Source organism: Weizmannia sp. WK01 (assembly GCF_025905465.1).
Classification (GTDB): domain Bacteria; phylum Bacillota; class Bacilli; order Bacillales; family Bacillaceae_C; genus Weizmannia; species Weizmannia faecalis.
The window spans coordinates 1,379,909-1,397,202 of the sequence record NZ_CP109616.1; the positions used below are offsets into that span (position 1 = coordinate 1,379,909).

General features: G+C 48.5%; 12 protein-coding genes and 2 pseudogenes. 12 read left to right on the forward strand and 2 right to left on the reverse strand.

All coding sequences use genetic code 11. The annotated features are described in order from the left end of the window. Window positions 1–4: 4 nt before the first annotated feature. The 9 genes and pseudogenes from OF158_RS06345 to OF158_RS06385 form a co-directional block, all read left to right on the forward strand. Window positions 5–1,291, forward strand: a complete 1,287-nt coding sequence (locus OF158_RS06345) for a dihydroorotase (RefSeq protein WP_035181881.1) — start codon at window positions 5–7, stop codon at window positions 1,289–1,291. Then, window positions 1,288–2,385: a carbamoyl phosphate synthase small subunit gene (locus OF158_RS06350; RefSeq protein ID WP_035181880.1), complete on the forward strand. Its 1,098-nt coding sequence runs from the start codon at window positions 1,288–1,290 to the stop codon at window positions 2,383–2,385. The genes OF158_RS06345 and OF158_RS06350 overlap by 4 nt, the downstream gene beginning before the upstream one ends. Continuing rightward, window positions 2,369–5,569, forward strand: a complete 3,201-nt coding sequence (gene carB, locus OF158_RS06355) for a carbamoyl-phosphate synthase large subunit (RefSeq protein ID WP_035181879.1) — start codon at window positions 2,369–2,371, stop codon at window positions 5,567–5,569. The genes OF158_RS06350 and carB overlap by 17 nt, the downstream gene beginning before the upstream one ends. Beyond that, window positions 5,566–6,342 (forward strand): dihydroorotate dehydrogenase electron transfer subunit, encoded by a 777-nt coding sequence (locus tag OF158_RS06360; protein WP_014095536.1) that lies wholly within the window; start codon window positions 5,566–5,568, stop codon window positions 6,340–6,342. Before carB ends, OF158_RS06360 begins: the two co-directional genes overlap by 4 nt. A gap of 251 nt (window positions 6,343–6,593) precedes the next feature. Then, window positions 6,594–7,529: a dihydroorotate dehydrogenase gene (locus OF158_RS06365; RefSeq protein WP_264302955.1), complete on the forward strand. Its 936-nt coding sequence runs from the start codon at window positions 6,594–6,596 to the stop codon at window positions 7,527–7,529. Further along, window positions 7,522–8,229: an orotidine-5'-phosphate decarboxylase gene (gene pyrF / locus OF158_RS06370; protein ID WP_014095534.1), complete on the forward strand. Its 708-nt coding sequence runs from the start codon at window positions 7,522–7,524 to the stop codon at window positions 8,227–8,229. The genes OF158_RS06365 and pyrF overlap by 8 nt, the downstream gene beginning before the upstream one ends. Further along, window positions 8,229–8,864 (forward strand): orotate phosphoribosyltransferase, encoded by a 636-nt coding sequence (pyrE, locus tag OF158_RS06375; RefSeq protein WP_035181877.1) that lies wholly within the window; start codon window positions 8,229–8,231, stop codon window positions 8,862–8,864. Before pyrF ends, pyrE begins: the two co-directional genes overlap by 1 nt. After that, window positions 8,840–9,184, forward strand: a complete 345-nt coding sequence (locus OF158_RS06380; protein ID WP_035181875.1) for a hypothetical protein — start codon at window positions 8,840–8,842, stop codon at window positions 9,182–9,184. The genes pyrE and OF158_RS06380 overlap by 25 nt, the downstream gene beginning before the upstream one ends. Window positions 9,185–9,320: 136 nt before the next feature. Beyond that, window positions 9,321–10,796 (forward strand): annotated as a pseudogene (locus tag OF158_RS06385) (IS1182 family transposase); the annotation flags it as partial. Between the two features lie 402 nt (window positions 10,797–11,198). On the opposite strand, the pseudogene OF158_RS06390 reads toward OF158_RS06385, so the two are convergent. Next, a pseudogene (locus OF158_RS06390) lies at window positions 11,199–12,103 on the reverse strand (nuclease-related domain-containing protein). Window positions 12,104–12,191: 88 nt separating this feature from the next. On the opposite strand from OF158_RS06390, the gene OF158_RS06395 reads away from it, so the two are divergent. After that, the gene (locus OF158_RS06395) at window positions 12,192–13,301 is read left to right on the forward strand and encodes a hypothetical protein (RefSeq protein ID WP_035181868.1); all 1,110 of its coding nucleotides are present in this window, start codon (window positions 12,192–12,194) and stop codon (window positions 13,299–13,301) included. 177 nt (window positions 13,302–13,478) lie between these two features. Here OF158_RS06395 and OF158_RS06400 read toward each other — a convergent pair whose 3' ends face one another. Further along, entirely contained in the window at window positions 13,479–14,339 is an 861-nt protein-coding gene (locus tag OF158_RS06400; protein WP_019721979.1) for a helix-turn-helix domain-containing protein, read from the reverse strand. Window positions 14,340–14,551: 212 nt separating this feature from the next. Here OF158_RS06400 and rhaB point away from each other — a divergent pair, with 212 nt between their 5' ends. Both rhaB and rhaA read left to right on the forward strand, forming a co-directional pair. After that, on the forward strand, window positions 14,552–16,060 hold the full coding sequence (gene rhaB, locus OF158_RS06405) for a rhamnulokinase (RefSeq protein WP_043052576.1): 1,509 nt from the start codon (window positions 14,552–14,554) through the stop codon (window positions 16,058–16,060). Further along, window positions 16,026–17,291, forward strand: coding sequence for an L-rhamnose isomerase (gene rhaA / locus OF158_RS06410; RefSeq protein ID WP_035181866.1), 1,266 nt, complete (start codon window positions 16,026–16,028; stop codon window positions 17,289–17,291). Before rhaB ends, rhaA begins: the two co-directional genes overlap by 35 nt. Window positions 17,292–17,294: the final 3 nt, after the last annotated feature.

Below are 17,294 nucleotides of genomic sequence, written 5' to 3' on the forward strand. Positions count from 1 at the left end.
CCAAGTGGACTGGTTAATTAAAGGCGGGATGGTTTTAGATGAAAAGGGAGAATCGGTAAAGCGGGATATCCGGATCAAAGATGGAAAAATTGCGGAAACCGGCTCGGAACTGAAAGAAGCGGGCGAACAGGTATATGATGCAACGGGGCTTACGGTTCTCCCCGGGTTTGTCGACTTGCATGTGCATTTGCGGGAACCGGGGTTCGAACAGAAGGAAACGATCCGCACCGGGACGATGGCCGCGGCAAAAGGCGGGTTTACAACGGTAGCGGCGATGCCAAACACCAAACCGGTTACCGACCGGCCGGCGCGCCTTTTGTCTCTAAAGGAAAAAATCAGCCGGGATGCAGTTGTGCGCGTGCTCCCTTATGCTGCCATCACCCTTGATGAAAAAGGCGGCGAACTCGTGGATTTTGCCGGTTTAAAAGCAGCAGGCGCCTTCGCGTTCACGGATGACGGCGTCGGCGTGCAGGAAGCGGGGCAGATGCTAGCTGCGATGGAACAGGCAAAAACACTCGGTATGGCGGTCGTCGCCCATTGTGAAGACAATTCGCTCATCCGGGGCGGCTGCGTGCATGACGGATCTTTCGCGGCGGCGCACGGGTTAAAAGGGATCCCTTCCGTATGCGAGTCGGTGCAGATCGCCCGCGACGTGTTGCTTGCAGAACATACAGGCTGCCATTATCATGTCTGCCATATCAGCACGAAAGAATCCGTCCGGGTTGTTCGTGACGCAAAACGGGCCGGCATTCCAGTGACAGCCGAAGTGACACCGCACCATTTGCTCCTTTCTGAAGACGACATCCCGGGCCCTGATGCCAACTGGAAAATGAACCCGCCGCTCCGGTCGAAAAGAGACCGCGACGCCCTTATTGAAGGCCTTTTGGATGGCACGATTGATTTTATCGCCACTGACCACGCTCCGCATACCGCGGAGGAAAAAGCAAAAGGCATTGAACAGGCGCCATTTGGCATCACCGGATTTGAAACAGCTTTTCCGCTTTTATATACACATTTTGTTGAAACCGGCATATTTACGCTAAAACAGCTTGTTGACTGGATGACAATAAAGCCGGCTAGCGTGTTCGGTCTTCCATACGGGACGCTGAAAACAGGGGCACCCGCCGATATCACGGCAGTTAACCTGGCAGAAGAAAAAACAATTGACCCGGATCGCTTTTTATCGAAAGGAAAAAATACCCCGTTTTTGGGGTGTGTATGCAAAGGCTTCCCGCAAGCCACATGGGGAAGCGGAAAACTGGTATGGGAAAAGGAGCTGGCATTGAAATGAAAAGGCAACTGCTCTTGGAAGACGGCACGGTTTTTAAAGGGGAAGGTTTTGGCAGTGAAAAAGCGGCTTACGGGGAAATCGTTTTTACAACCGGGATGACTGGTTACCAGGAGACATTAACCGACCCGTCTTTTTACGGCCAGATCGTCACGTTCACCTACCCGCTCATCGGGAACTACGGCATCAACTGGAACGATTTTGAAGCGGTAAAGCCGTATGTGAAGGGGGTCGTGGTGAAAGAAGCGGCTTCGTACCCGTCAAACTGGCGGAGCACCTTAACGCTCGATACCTTTTTAAAAGAAAAAGGCATCCCCGGTATATCCGGCATTGACACCCGGAAACTGACAAGAAAAATCCGCGCTTTCGGTACGCTCAGGGCCGCCCTTTGTGCCGAAGACGAAGATCCGGAAGCCGTGATCAAAAATCTTCAAGAGAAACGAGCTATTCATGATGCCGTTGCACAAGTATCCACAAAGAAGCGTTACGAAATGGAAGGGCCCGGCAAACATATTGCCCTTGTCGATTTCGGCGCGAAAAAAAGCATTTTAACCGAACTTTCAAAACGAAACTGCCGCGTTACCGTGTTGCCGTATGATACAACGGCGGCGGACATTTTACAGCTCCGGCCGGATGGGGTGATGTTGTCAAACGGTCCCGGCAACCCGAAAGATGTCGCTTGTGCGGTTGATATGGTAAAAGGCATACTCGGGAAAGTGCCGCTTTTCGGGATTTGTCTCGGGCACCAGCTGTTTGCGTTAGCGTGCGGCGCCGATACGTTCAAATTAAAATTCGGCCACCGCGGCGCGAATCATCCTGTCCAGGACATCGAAACAGGGAAAACGGTGATCACCTCGCAGAACCACGGCTATGCGGTCGATGAACATTCGCTTGCCGGAACAGACCTTATCGTAACGGAACGGGCATTGAACGACGGCACGATTGAAGGACTGGCACATCGCAAATACCCTGCTTTTACCGTCCAGTACCACCCGGAAGCATCGCCAGGCCCGCACGATTCGAACCCGTTATTCGACAAGTTTTTAACCATGGTTGAAAAACAAAAGGAGGAACAAACCTATGCCAAAACGCACTGATATCGAAAAAATTCTTGTGATCGGATCCGGCCCGATCGTGATCGGCCAGGCTGCAGAATTTGATTACGCCGGCACGCAGGCCTGCCTTGCTTTAAAAGAAGAAGGGTATCATGTCGTTTTGGTCAATTCCAATCCGGCAACGATTATGACCGATACGGAAATGGCGGATAAAATCTACATCGAACCGCTTACGCCGGCATTTGTCGCCCGCATCATCCGCAAAGAACGCCCGGATGCCCTCCTGCCGACGCTTGGTGGCCAGACCGGTCTCAACATTGCAATGGAACTGGCGAAATCCGGCATCCTTGACGAGTACGGCGTCGAAGTGCTCGGAACAAGACTGGGCGCCATCGAGCAGGCGGAAGACCGGGAAGCGTTCCGCGAACTGATGGGAAAACTTGGCGAGCCGGTGCCGGACAGCATGATCATCCATACACTCGAAGAAGCTTACCGTTTTATCGAAAAAGCGGGCTACCCGGTCATCGTCCGTCCGGCTTACACGCTGGGCGGAACGGGCGGCGGCATCTGCCGTAATGAAGAGGAGCTGATCGAAACCGTATCAGGCGGATTGCGCCAGAGCCCTGTCCACCAGTGCCTGCTCGAAAAAAGCATTGCCGGCTTTAAAGAAATCGAATACGAAGTGATGCGCGACAGCGAAGACCATGCCATCGTCGTCTGCAACATGGAAAACATTGACCCGGTCGGCGTCCATACCGGCGATTCGATTGTCGTCGCCCCAAGCCAGACGTTAAGCGACAAAGAATACCAGATGCTGCGCAATGTTTCATTGAAAATTATCCGCGCCCTCGGCATCGAAGGCGGCTGCAATGTACAGTTCGCGCTTGACCCGGACAGTTTTCAATATTATGTAATCGAAGTCAACCCGCGCGTCAGCCGTTCATCTGCGCTCGCTTCGAAAGCAACCGGATACCCGATTGCGAAACTGTCAGCGAAAATTGCAGTCGGGCTCACGCTGGCCGAGATGAAAAACCCGGTCACCGGCACTTCTTACGCCAATTTTGAACCGGCGCTTGATTATGTCGTCACAAAAATTCCGCGGTTCCCGTTCGATAAGTTTGAACAGGCATACCGCAGACTTGGCACGCAAATGAAAGCAACGGGCGAAGTAATGGCGATCGGCCGCACATTTGAAGAATCGCTGTTAAAAGCAGTACGGTCGCTTGAAATCGGCGTCCATCATTTGGAACTCGAGGAAGCATCCGGTATGGGCGTGATCGAAAAAAGGATCAAAAATGCCGGCGACGAACGCCTTTTTTACATCGCAGAAGCGCTAAGAAAGGGTGTCACGATCGGGCAGCTGCATGACTGGAGCAAAATCGACTTGTTTTTCCTTCATAAGCTGGAAAACATCATCCGCTTTGAAAACACGCTTCAGGAGGCGCAATGGGACAAAGAGGCGGCCCGGAAAGCAAAAGAAATGGGCTTTGCCGATCAGACGATTGCCGGGCTGTGGAAAACGACAGAAGAAAAAGTGTACGCATGGCGCAAAGAGAATGGCATTTTACCGGTCTATAAAATGGTCGATACATGTGCCGGCGAATTCGCATCAGAAACGCCGTATTTTTACGGTACATATGAAGAAGAAAACGAATCGGTTGTGACAAACAGAAAAAGCATCATTGTCCTCGGTTCCGGCCCGATCCGGATCGGCCAGGGAATCGAGTTTGACTATGCAACCGTCCATGCGGTGTGGGCAATCCAGGAAGCCGGGTACGAAGCGATCATCATTAACAACAACCCGGAAACCGTCTCCACCGATTTCAGCATCTCTGACAAGCTCTATTTTGAACCGCTGACGATTGAAGATGTCATGCATATCATCGATTTGGAACAGCCGGAAGGGGTTGTTGTCCAGTTCGGCGGCCAGACGGCGATCAATCTCGCGGAACAGCTCGCAAACCGCGGGGTGCGCATTCTCGGCACTTCGCTTGAAAATCTCGATCGTGCCGAAGACCGCGACAAATTCGACCATTTGTTAAACCGGCTCGGCATTAAACGCCCGCTTGGAAAAACCGGCACTTCGGCGGAAGAAGTCGTCCGAATTGCGGCCGAAATCGGCTATCCGGTGCTCGTGCGCCCGTCGTTTGTGCTCGGCGGACGGGCGATGGAAATCGTCTACCATGAAGAAGACTTGCGCCAGTATATGAAACACGCGGTGAAAGTCAGCCCGAACCAGCCGGTTTTGATTGACCGCTATGTGACAGGGCAGGAGTTTGAAGTCGATGTGATCGCGGACGGCCGGGATATTTTAATCCCGGGCATCGTGGAACATATTGAACGGGCCGGCGTCCACTCCGGCGACTCGATCGCAGTCTATCCGCCGCAGCGGCTTTCCGAGGCATTAAAAGCGGAAATGGTGGAGACGTGCCGCAAGCTTGCTTCAGAGCTTGAAATCAAAGGGTTAATGAACATCCAGTTTATCGTCTCGCACAATGAACTCTTTGTGATCGAAGTGAACCCGCGCTCAAGCCGGACGGTTCCGTTTTTAAGCAAAATTACCGATGTCCCGATGGCAAAACTCGCGATGAAAGTGATTTTAGGCGAATCGCTTGAAAATCTCGGCTATGGCACCGGCTTGAGGCCGGAAAAAGCGGAGGTGTTCGTGAAAGTGCCGGTCTTCTCTTTTGCAAAATTGAAGCGGGTGGAACCGACACTCGGACCGGAAATGAAATCGACGGGAGAAGTGATGGGTTGCGACCGTACATTTGAAAAAGCGCTGTACAAAGGGCTCGTTGCAGCAGGCATGAAGCTTTCGCCGGATGGCAGCATCCTGTTTACGGTTGCCGATAAAGACAAACCGGAAGCCCTGCCGCTTGCGAAACGCTTTGTCGAGATCGGTTTTACCTTAAAAGCAACGGCGGGAACGGCAAAATTTTTAAGGGAAAACGGCCTGGCTGTCGAAGAAGTGGAAAAAATTGGCGGCGAAGGGGCGACCGTGCTCGACTCGATCCAAAGGGGCGATGTGCAATTTGTCCTGAACACGATCACAAAAGGCCGGGAATACGAACGCGACGGCTTCCGGATCCGCAGGGAAGCAGTCGAATGCGGCATCCCGTGCCTGACTTCGCTTGATACAGCAGCAGCCATCGTATCCATTTTGGAATCGATAAGTTTTTCGATCATGCCGATGGTGCAGGGGGCAAAGCAGGCGGTGCACGCATGATCCAGGAATATATGATCGTGAAAAGCAACCGGCTCATTGCGCAGGATATTTGGGAAATGGTGCTTGCCGGCAGTTTGGTCCGGCAAATCGCCCGCCCCGGACAGTTTGTTCATGTGAAAGCGGGAAGCGGGTTTGATCCCCTGTTGCGCCGTCCGATCAGCATCGCGGCGGTGGACCGCAAAAACGGCGCGCTTACTTTGTTGTACCGGGTGCAGGGAAAAGGAACGCGCCTGATGGCAAACATGGCACCCGGCGCACGGCTCGATGTGCTCGGCCCCCTTGGCAACGGGTTCCCGGTGGACGCGCTTCGCCCCGGGCAAAAAGCGCTCCTTGTCGGCGGCGGCATCGGGGTCCCGCCGCTGTACGAGCTGTCCCGGCAGCTTAAAGCAGGCGGCGTTGAAGTCCGCCACGTGCTCGGGTTTGAATCGGCGGCCCACGCTTTTTACGTGGAGAAGTTTTCAACCCTTGCCCCGACATCCGTCGCAACGGTGGACGGTTCATGGGGGACGAAAGGGTTTGTAACGGATGTACTGGCGGCGGAGAATTGGGCATTTGACTGTTTGTACGCATGCGGCCCGGCTGCGATGCTGCGCGCATTGGAAGCGGCATACCCGGGGCAGCGCGGCTTTTTCTCGCTTGAAGAACGGATGGCGTGCGGAACCGGCGCTTGCTACGGGTGCGTCTGCCGCCCGAAAAATGACCCAACCGGCACCGCTTCGAAAAAAGTATGCAGCGACGGGCCTGTATTTGAAATGGGGGAGATCCTAATATGACCGAGTTACCTGAACACCATGATGAAAGACGGGAAGTAAAGCACCGCGTTCCCCCGGATTTGCCTGAACATCATGCTGCAAGACGGGAAATAGAGCACCGTGTTCTTCCAGATTTGCCTGAACATCATGCTGAAAGACGGGAAATAGAGCGCCGTGTTCCCCCGGATTTGTCTGAACATCATGCTGAAAGACGGGGAATAGAGTGTCGTGTTCCCCCGGATTCACCTAAAGACCATGCCGAAAGACGGGGAATAAAGCGCCGTGTTCTTCCGGATTTGCACGTCGAACTGCCGGGCTTGTCCTTGAAAAATCCGGTCATGCCGGCATCGGGCTGCTTCGGTTTCGGGCGTGAGTACAGCCGCTGGTATGATTTGAGCGAACTGGGCGCGATCATGATTAAAGCGACAACAACAGAACCGCGCTTCGGCAACCCGGTCCCGCGGATTGCGGAAACGGAAGCCGGCATGCTGAATGCAATCGGCCTGCAAAATCCGGGGCTGGAAAGTGTGCTTGTGGAAGAGCTCCCGTTTTTACAGTCATATGATGTTCCAATCATTGCGAATGTAGCGGGCTCCACTTTTGAAGATTATGTCTACGTGTCCACCCGCCTTTCAAAAACGCCGAATGTGCACGCGCTTGAACTCAATATTTCCTGCCCAAACGTGAAATCCGGCGGCATCGCATTCGGTACCGATCCGGAGATGGCGTTTGAACTGACACGGCAAGTAAAAGCTGTTTCGGAAGTGCCGGTGTATGTAAAACTTTCCCCGAATGTCACGGATATTGTGGCGATTGCCAAGGCAGCAGAAGCCGGCGGTGCCGACGGGCTCACGATGATTAACACACTCCTTGGCATGAAAATCGATTTGAAAACGGCGCGCCCGCTTCTCGCCAATGAAACAGGGGGGCTCTCGGGACCGGCCGTCAAACCGGTTGCTGTCCGGATGATTTACGAGGTGAGCCGGGAAGTGGATATCCCGATTATCGGCATGGGCGGTATTATGACGGCAGAAGATGCAGTGGAATTTTTATACGCCGGCGCCAGTGCAGTCGCAGTCGGTACCGCGAATTTTATTGATCCGCTCGCCTGCCCGCGCATCATCCGTGAACTGCCGGCTGTGATGGAACAGCTCGGCGCCGAAAGCATTCAAGACCTGATAGGAAGGAGCCACACGCAGCATGCATAAACCGATCATCGCCCTTGATTTTTCATCGGAAGAAGAAACGCTCGCTTTTTTACAGCAGTTTGGCGGCGAACCGCTCTATGTCAAAGTGGGAATGGAACTGTTTTACCAGACCGGCCCTTGTTTGATTGCTGCCCTCAAAGAAATGGGGCATGATATTTTTCTTGATTTAAAGCTGCATGACATTCCACATACAGTGGGGCGGGCAATGAAAGGGCTGGCACGGCTTGGAGTGGATATGGTGAACGTCCATGCCGCCGGCGGTTCGGACATGATGAAAGCCGCTTTGGCTGGTTTGGAAGCCGGCACCCCTGCAGGGAAAAAACGCCCGGCGATTCTCGCAGTAACACAGCTAACAAGCACCTCTGAAACGCAAATGCAAAAAGAACAGGGCATTTTAAAACCGCTGCGCGAATCAGTGCTGGATTACGCTGTGCTTGCTTATGATGCAGGGCTTGACGGTGTTGTCTGCTCCGCATTTGAAGCCCCTGATATTACGGCGCGGCTCGGCGGGGCGTTTTTGAAAGTGGTGCCGGGCATCCGGCTGGCCGGAGATGATGTTTCCGATCAGAAACGTGTCGTTACACCTGCGAAGGCAAGGGAACTCGGTTCGACCGCAATTGTCGTCGGGCGTTCGATTACGAAAGCGCCCGACCCGTACGAAGCTTATTTAAAAGTGAAACAACAATGGGGGAACGAATAATGGAAAAATACATTGCCGGACAATTGCTTGACATTGAAGCTGTTTTTTTAAAACCCGGTGAACCTTTTACATGGTCATCCGGAATCAAATCGCCAATTTACTGCGATAATCGCATTACATTGTCCTATCCGAACCTGCGGAAAGAAATCGCCATCGGACTGAAAAAGCTGATCGAAGCACACTTCCCGGAAACGGAAGTGGTGGCAGGCACGGCAACTGCCGGGATTGCCCACGCCGCTTTTGTCAGCGACCTGATGAATTTGCCAATGGTATACGTCCGTTCGAGTGCAAAAACACACGGCAAGGGCAACCAGATCGAAGGGCGGGTTTCCACCGGGCAAAAAGTTGTCGTTGTCGAAGATTTAATTTCAACCGGCGGTAGCGTGCTCACCGTTGTCCGCGCATTACGGGAAGCCGGCTGCGAAGTGCTCGGCGTTGTCTCGATTTTTACATATGAACTTCCGGCCGGAGCGGCAAATTTTGCAAAAGAAGGCATCACCGCTTACTCCTTATCGAATTACTCCACACTGCTTCAGGTTGGCGTAGAAAGGGGGCTGATCCGGGAAGAAGACTTGGCGACACTCGAGGAATGGCGGCGGGAACCGGAGAAATGGGGGAAATCCAAAAAGGGCTGAACAAGATACTTTGGTTTGCTATAAAATATGGCAAAAGTAAGCTTACTGTTGTTTCAGGGAGGCATTTAAAAACACAAATGAAATCGCGGGACCATAGCAAATTGTTTTTTTTGGAGTATTCAAGACAAAAAGGAGCCGCACCTAGGCCTGAAATGTTTTTTTCAAGCTGTCAAAAGGACAAAACACGCTGCATCCGGGCTCGAAATGTCTTTTTGAAGCTGCCAAAAGGACAAAACACGTTGCATCTGGGCTCGGAATGTCCTTTTGAAGCTGCCAAAAGGACAAAACGCGTTGCATCTGGGATCGGAATGTCCTTTTGAAGCAGTCGGGACCACTGAAAAAGTCAATCTGAAAATTCAAAATAATTATATGTACAATAAATTGAAAAAAAATGCCCCCAGTATTTGGTATAATAAAGTTATACTACAAACCAAAACCAAACTGGGGGTATCTATCATGCTTAAAGAAAAAGATAATCAATTAAGCATCTATTCCATATTATACGATAAAATTCCTGAAAATCATACACTTAAATTATTAAGAGATGAAGTGGATTTTAGTTTTATCAATAAAATGCTTGAAAAAACTTACTGTAAAGAATATGGAAGGCCAGCAAAAGAGCCCGAACTTATGGTTAAAATCTTGGTGTTACAAAAACTCTATGACTTATCTGATGAGAAAGTTATAGAAAATTGCTCATTAAACCTTGCATATATGTATTTTTTAGGAATCAATCCGGAAGACGACCTCCCTCACCCAAGTCTTTTGGCAAAATTTCGTAAAAGTAGATTAGAAGGCAATCTCACTATAGATGAAATTATTATTGAAATCATAAACCAATGCATTGAAAAAGGAATTTTACAAAAGGTTTCTGGTATAACGATTGATTCCACTCATACAGAAGCCAACACCAAAAAATATAGACCGGAACGAGTCATGAAACAATTAGCGAAAAAAATCTTTAAAACCGTTAAAGAAGAAAACGGAGAAATACCAAGTGAAATCAACCAAGAAATCCCTGATTATAAAGAAATAGAAAACCATGATGAAGCTAGAAAAACAATGAAGTCCTATCTTGAAGAAACGGTATCAAAGGTAGAAGAACTAGTTGAACTGGAGAAAGCACCTGAAACAAAAGCACTCGTTAATAATGCGAAAGAAATTTTAGCAGACCCGAAGTTTATGGAGCAAAAAGGGGTACGATCGATTGTCGACCAAGAAGCGAGAATAGGGTATAAAAGCAAAAATGATCCTTTCTTTGGTTATAAAACGGAATTTATGATGACAACAGAAGATCGAATGATTACAGCTGTTCATACTGGTAATGGAGCTTATGTGGATGGAACGAAGTTTGATGAATTATTAGAGTTAACCAAGAAAACGAGAATAAAAATGCCAGAAGTATATGGTGATAAAGCCTATTTTAAAAAGCCAATCTTAGACAAAATCTCTGAACTTAAAGCAAAGGCATACATCCCTGTAAGTGAAGCTGCATATCGCATAGACGAAGAAAGATTCAGTTATAACAAAGATTCTGACGAGTGGTTCTGTAGTCAAGGAAACAAAACAATCAAAAAGAAACACTATATAAGAAAATGTGGAAAAGAAACGTATAATTACTATTTTGACAGAGAACAATGTAGAAATTGCCCAATGCGAGAAGTTTGCATAACCGGAAAAACAGTCGGAAAAGTATTAGGGATCGGAATCAACACCCCAGAATTTTATGAGTATAGTCAACAACAGAAATCGGAGGGATTTAAAGAGAAGTATAAAAAAAGAGCATGCCAAGAAGGGAAAAATGGCGAAATGAAGAATTTCCACGGGTTAGATCGTGCCAAATGGTACGGTCTAAAAAGCATGGGCTTACAAGCCAAGCTAACAGCCTTGGCAGTAAATTTAAAGAGGATAGCCGCCATACTATCCTCTAAAAAGGCGAATTATAGCCAAACATTTGTCATTTTTACTAATTTCTATGGTAAAGAGTACCATTTACAGAAAATTTCTTACACTACACAGCAAATTTTACATAAAAAAATGGCTTTTTTCAGTGGTCACGAAGCAGTCAAAAGGACAAAAGGAGCCGTGAACTGAAACAAAATGTCCTTTTGAAGCTGTCAAAAGGACAAAAGGAGCCGTGGACCGGAGCAAATTGTTCTTTTGGAGCATCCAAAAGGACAAAAGGAGCCATTGACCGGAACAAAATGTCTTTTTGGAGTGTTCAAAAGGACAAAAATAACCGGGGAACTGAGCATATTTGGTCTTTTTGAAGTGTCAAAATACCAAATGCTTTTCCCCGGTAGAATTTGTAATTCATAAGTTTGTGATCATCAATTACTCATAGTAAGACCACCTTCCACCTCTGAACTTATTAAAATTTTTTGCCAGTATCCTGCTCACCCTTTTTTTCGATTCCACAATCCTGCACCAGTCAAAAATATCATTTGTTGTAATCTTCCGCTCTGGAAACAACATCCGAAATTCTCTGACACTGCGGAGGACCGCGGCCTCAACAGATTCAGCATGTCCACAATCCTCACAAATCATTGCATGCCCTTTTACCGCACAGGAAAAAAACCACAAGCGTCGCACACAATGCCTTTCCGCAATTGATCATACTCATATTTCGGCAAATGAAGAAAAGGCGATTCTTCTATATGCAGCGAAGATAGCTTTTCTGCCAGCCTTCTATGCTTTCCGCTCAGCTTTGCAGAAATTGCATTCAAATCTTTCATATACCGTTTTAACTGATTCGGGAAAATAAATGGCGCACTCAGGGGTGCCTGGTACAGGGTAAATTCGGGGTTTACAAAAACAACGGAAGCCGAGACCGGCATATTGAAACCGAGCGAGAGAATCAACTGCCGGAAAAGCGATTCGCAACGTTTGACCTGAAGCAGCGGATTGTTGATTTCAGACTTATTTTTTGTAAAAATTCTGTCCCGCTCGTAATAAAAATCGCCTTCATAATTTTTCACTTCAAACAGGTAAATGGTTTCGCCGGTAATCATGAGGGCATCAATCTGGAACGTAGCATTGTTGCAGGAAAGCCGCAAATCATTCAGTACAAAACAATCACATGTAAGTGCTGCTGTTAAAGAGTCAAAATACCGCTCGCCTTCGTCCCCTTTTTCCAAATTCCGGAGATACTGGATGTCTTTTTCATGGAGTTTCATCCGGTTGTTCAGCGACTTTAAAAGAGCACATTCAAGTGAAGTTTTTCTTTCCTTGAAAAGCATCGTTCACATCCTTTCTAAAATTCAGACTTCACACCCATTATAAGCTACTTTTTGTATAATATAAATATCAATTTTCGCAGGTGAGCAGATGAAAAATTTACGGATTGAGCAAACGAATGAAATGATATTGGATAAATTCGGAATGGGCATAGTAGAGTTCCTTATCAGCCAGACTCATCTCGCATCAAGGCTGAATAGCGCCAAGTCAGAAACCATTAAAAGGAATCCCGGCTATTCAAACGGGGACATCGCGAAGGCCTATATCGGGCTGCTTTGCCTTGGAAAAAATAAGTTTGCTGAAATTGAACCGTTACGGAGCGACTATGATTTCCGTACTTTTTTAAAATTGGAAAGGGTTCCCTCGCCGGCTGTTTTGGAGCACCGTCTGGACGAGGCAGCTTTATCAGAAGAATGGAAACAGATCATCCTTGAAGAGTCTCTTCACCTGCTTCGCAAGGCTGGTGCACCTATCAACCCGGTGACCATACAAGGCAAAAGTTTTATACCGGTGGATGTTGCAATGCCGTTTGCTTTTATTGGAAAGGAAGGGTACTGCCTTTCCTTTGGACAAGAAACGAGCGTGTCGGTCCGTGCGGCTGAACAATTGGCGGAAGGGGCTTTCCTTTGGCGGTTCGAGGCAAAAGAAGGATCCGAAATTGCGGCAAAACTGCTGGACCTTCACATCGATTTTGTGATGAAACTTCAGACAGATGCTGGCACTTGGGTAGAAACTGCACGGAAACACGGCACATGCTCATCCGAATGGGAAGGAAAAAACGTTTACTTTGGATCTGTTGCGGAAACCAACACGACAGCCGGGGCAAAAAAACCAGCCTATTATGTTTTTAAACTCACTGAAACAACCATTGATAAAAACGGGCAAATCCTTTTGATTCCAGAGTATGAAGCGGATGTGTACATGACAACGCTCGATATTCCGCCGGAAGCTGTGCCAAGGCTTTACGACGAACACCGGAAAGTCTGTAAATCGCTGAGACGGGAATTTATGTCTGATCTTGGTTTTAAACAGCTGCCTTCCCGGAATCAAAAAACGAATGAGCTTGCCCTGCATTTTGGCATATACGCTTACAATCTGCTTCGCTTTGCCGGTCAGGGAAAAGCCCGATTGAAACGAATACGTGAGACTATCAGGGATCTGCCAAAGATGGTGATTAAAGAAGTAGAGGCAGAAGAATAATATTGAACTTTAAATTTTTACATTGGGACAAATCGATCAATTTGCATACAGAATTTTCGCCCACCCGTAATACAGCCCAAACCGCAACCGAAGTATAACCCCGCCCTCGCTTGTGTGCCGGTAACCCTAACAGTAACGTCTTCTCTACGTTCCGGTAACGCAAACAGCATGGATTCGTCATCCATTCCGCCTGTACGCAAGCGGGGTCATCTCTGTTTTCCGCTTGAACAGTCGGTTGAAATAGGGAGGGTCCTCAATCCCGACGTCTAGGGCAATTTCTTTTACGCTTTTATTGGAGTAGCGGAGCAGTCTTTTCGCGGTGTTGATCCGAAAATGGATTAAGTACTCAATCGGGGGGATGCCGATGTAGTGCGTGAATTCCTTGCTGAGCTGGTACTTGTTCAGGCGGCACACCCGTTCCAAATCCTGCAGGGTAATTTTTTCTTTAAAATGGTCCTCCAAAAATTTTTTTGCTTCTATAATGTAACCGGGAATGTTTTCTTCCTCAAATGCAAGATCGTATTTCTGGATCAGCACTTCATTCAGCATTTCATGGATCAACAGCGAAATCCGGAACTCCGCCTTTGCATTCCGCGTTTCGACAAGCGCCATGATCTCATCAATGATTTGGGAAATGCGTCCGTTTTTTGCATGAAAAACATTGCTGCCGTTTTTCATAAATTCCCCGTAAAAAGCATCCGCATTCGGCCCGTAAAAATGGATCCAATCCATCTCCCACGGTTCATCGCTTATCGTGCTGTAATGCTGGTAATTCATGCAGTCGATGAAAAAAACATCCCCTTTTTCAAGCGTATATTCGCGCCCTTCATAAATCAATTTCCCCCTGCCGCCAAACGTATATTTTAACAAGTACGATTTCAAATGCTGCCTTTCTGTAAAATACGGTTTCATCGCTTTAAAATGGCCGATTTCCTGCACATAGTAAAACAGCTGGCGCGCCCGCTGCGACGGCGTGTTAAAACAGCGGATGGAGTCATCTGTCCAGGAATAGTCGGCTTTTTCCCAGTATTGTTCCATTTCGCTCCCTCTCTTCAAATTGATTATGCCATATCCTTCACAACCTTGCCAAGATCGTACAATGGTTTGCCAATAATGTTTCATGAAATCTTTTTTGATAACGTTTACGATAGGAATGTAAACGTTAAATTTTAATAGATGCAATGCTTCATAGAAGAAGCAGATGATGTAAAGATAATGCAATTTTGAAGGTGGAAAGGAGTGAGAAATTGATCCGGAATTACATCGCTATTGACATTGGCGCTTCAAGCGGACGGCTGATTGCAGGCACCTGCCGGCATCAAAAAATCGAAATCAAAGAAATTCACCGCTTCAAAAACGGTTTTACCAAACGGGACGGCCATGACCGTTGGGATATCGGCCGGCTGATTGAAGAAATTTTTACAGGCCTGGAAAAAGCCAAAAAGATGGGCATTGAAGCGTGTATGCTCGGCATTGATACGTGGGCGGTCGATTATGTGCTCGTTGACAAAAACGGCGACCGGCTCCAGGATCCGGTCAGCTACCGCGATCCACGGACGGTTGGCGCGATAGAAGCGCTGACGTCCAAATATTCAAAGCAATTCATCTATAAAAAGACCGGCATCCAGTTTCTTGAATTGAACACGCTGTACCAACTGTATGCCGAAGATAAAAATCTTTTGGAAAAAGCGGATAAAATTCTGCTCATCCCGGATTACATCGGGTATGTGCTGACGGGAAAGGCCGTTTCTGAAGTGACAAATTCTTCCACAACACAGATGCTGAACTTGCGTGACAAATTATTCGATAAAGACTTGCTCAACCATGTCCATGTCAGTGCCGATAAATTTGCCAAACTGGCCGATGCCGGCACGATTTTGGGCGAAATCAAACCAGAATGGTACCAAAAATACGATCTTCCGGCATGCCAGGTTGTCACGGTTGCAACCCATGATACCGCCTCCGCTGTCCTCGGTACGCCGGCAGAAGGCGATTCCTGGGCATTCTTAAGCAGCGGGACATGGTCGTTGCTCGGCATGGAATTGAATGTGCCTGTCACAAGCGAGGAAGCATTCAGGGAAAATTACACAAACGAGTGGGGCGCATATGGTACTTACCGCTTTTTGAAAAACATTATGGGCATGTGGATCATCCAGGAAATCGCCCGGCATTACGACTACCGTTATACCTATGCCGAAATGGCGGAACAGGCCGGAAAATGCAAGCCGTTTGCGCAATTTGTCCATGTCAACGACCCGCGCTTTAACAACCCGGAAAACATGGTAAAAGAGATCCAGGATTACTGCAGGGAAACCGACCAGGCGGTTCCGGAATCGATCGGGGAACTGACAAACTGCATTTACAGCAGTCTGGCGCTCTGTTACGCCGTCGAGCTGGAGAAACTCGCCGCGATCACGGGCCGGCCCATTGACCGCCTGTACATTGTCGGAGGCGGCAGCAATGTAAGCCTTCTGAACCAGCTGACGGCAAATCTCGCAAATGTCGAAGTGTCAGCCGGCCCCCAGGAAGCAACCGCTATCGGCAATCTCCTTGTGCAAATGATCGCCAAAGGGGACATCCGTGATATCCGTGAAGGAAGAAAAATCGTCCGGCAGTCGTTTGAAATCAAATCTTACAAGCCGCAGCAGGGCAATTGGAAAGCGGTAATCGGCCGTTACAAAAAGGCCTTGCTAAAAACGGCGAAAGGAAAGGGAGCGGAAAAGAATGGCAAAAAAAGAAGCGATCATCCGAAATTATGAAACCGCAAAACAGCGGTATGCCGAAATCGGCGTGGATACAGATGCGGCGCTTGAAAACTTGCAAAAGATTAAAATCTCGCTGCACTGCTGGCAGGGTGACGATGTCCGCGGCTTTTTAAATCCGGATGGCGACCTGACCGGCGGCATTATGGCAACCGGCAACTACCCGGGCGCCGCCCATACGCCTTCCGAGCTGCGCAAAGACCTGGAAAAAACATTTTCTCTGATACCGGGCAAGCATAAATTGAATCTGCATGCCATTTATGCGGACACGGATGAAAAAATCGACCTTGACACCATTGAACCGAAACATTTTGCTTCGTGGGTGGACTGGGCAAAAGAACAGGGGCTCGGCCTTGATTTTAACCCGACATTTTTCTCGCATCCGATGTATAAAGACGGTTTTACGCTCGCCTCTCCTGACAAAACAGTGCGGGATTTCTGGGTGGAACACGGGAAAAGGACGCGGAAAATTGCCGAGTATTTCGGAAAAGAAACAGGGCAAACGAGCATCAATAATTTCTGGATTCCGGACGGTTATAAAGACAATCCGGTAGATACGCTCGGTCCGCGCCGGCGTTTAATGGAAGCGCTCGATGAAATTTTTGCGGAACCGCTCAATCCGGCTTATACGGAAGATGCGGTGGAAAGCAAATTGTTCGGTCTCGGTGCGGAAGCCTATACAGCCGGTTCCCATGAGTTCTATATGGGCTATGGCATCTCAAGAAACAAACTGGTCTGCCTTGATGCCGGCCACTTCCATCCGACAGAAGTGATTTCCAATAAACTAAGCGCCCTTTCTCTCTTTAGCAAAGGGCTTATGCTCCATGTCAGCCGCCCGGTGCGCTGGGACAGTGACCATGTCGTCATCATGGATGATGAATTGGCGGCAATCGGCAGGGAACTTGTCCGCAACAACTTGCTTGAGAAAACGAATATTGGCCTTGATTTCTTTGATGCCACCATTAACCGGGTCGCAGCCTGGGTAGTGGGCGCCCGCAACACGCAAAAAGCTTTGCTGAAAGCGCTGCTTGAACCGACAGATTTTTTAAAACAAAAAGAACTGGAAGGCGATTTTACCACCCGCCTCGTCTATACAGAAGAACTGAAAGACTTCCCGTATGGCGATGTTTGGCACTATTTCTGCGAAACAAACGGTGTGCCGGCAGGGCTTGGCTGGCTGGAAGAAGTCCAAAAGTATGAAAAAGAAACGTTGCTTGTAAGGGCGTAAACA

Coding starts and splice junctions, on each gene's coding strand:
- OF158_RS06380 (WP_035181875.1), top strand. CDS start 8,840: ATGGGGGAAATCCAAAAAGGGCTGAACAAGATACTTTGGTTTGCTATA.
- OF158_RS06350 (WP_035181880.1), top strand. CDS start 1,288: ATGAAAAGGCAACTGCTCTTGGAAGACGGCACGGTTTTTAAAGGGGAA.
- OF158_RS06360 (WP_014095536.1), top strand. CDS start 5,566: ATGATCCAGGAATATATGATCGTGAAAAGCAACCGGCTCATTGCGCAG.
- OF158_RS06400 (WP_019721979.1), bottom strand. CDS start 14,339: ATGGAACAATACTGGGAAAAAGCCGACTATTCCTGGACAGATGACTCC.
- OF158_RS06395 (WP_035181868.1), top strand. CDS start 12,192: ATGAAAAATTTACGGATTGAGCAAACGAATGAAATGATATTGGATAAA.
- carB (WP_035181879.1), top strand. CDS start 2,369: ATGCCAAAACGCACTGATATCGAAAAAATTCTTGTGATCGGATCCGGC.
- pyrF (WP_014095534.1), top strand. CDS start 7,522: ATGCATAAACCGATCATCGCCCTTGATTTTTCATCGGAAGAAGAAACG.
- rhaA (WP_035181866.1), top strand. CDS start 16,026: ATGGCAAAAAAAGAAGCGATCATCCGAAATTATGAAACCGCAAAACAG.
- pyrE (WP_035181877.1), top strand. CDS start 8,229: ATGGAAAAATACATTGCCGGACAATTGCTTGACATTGAAGCTGTTTTT.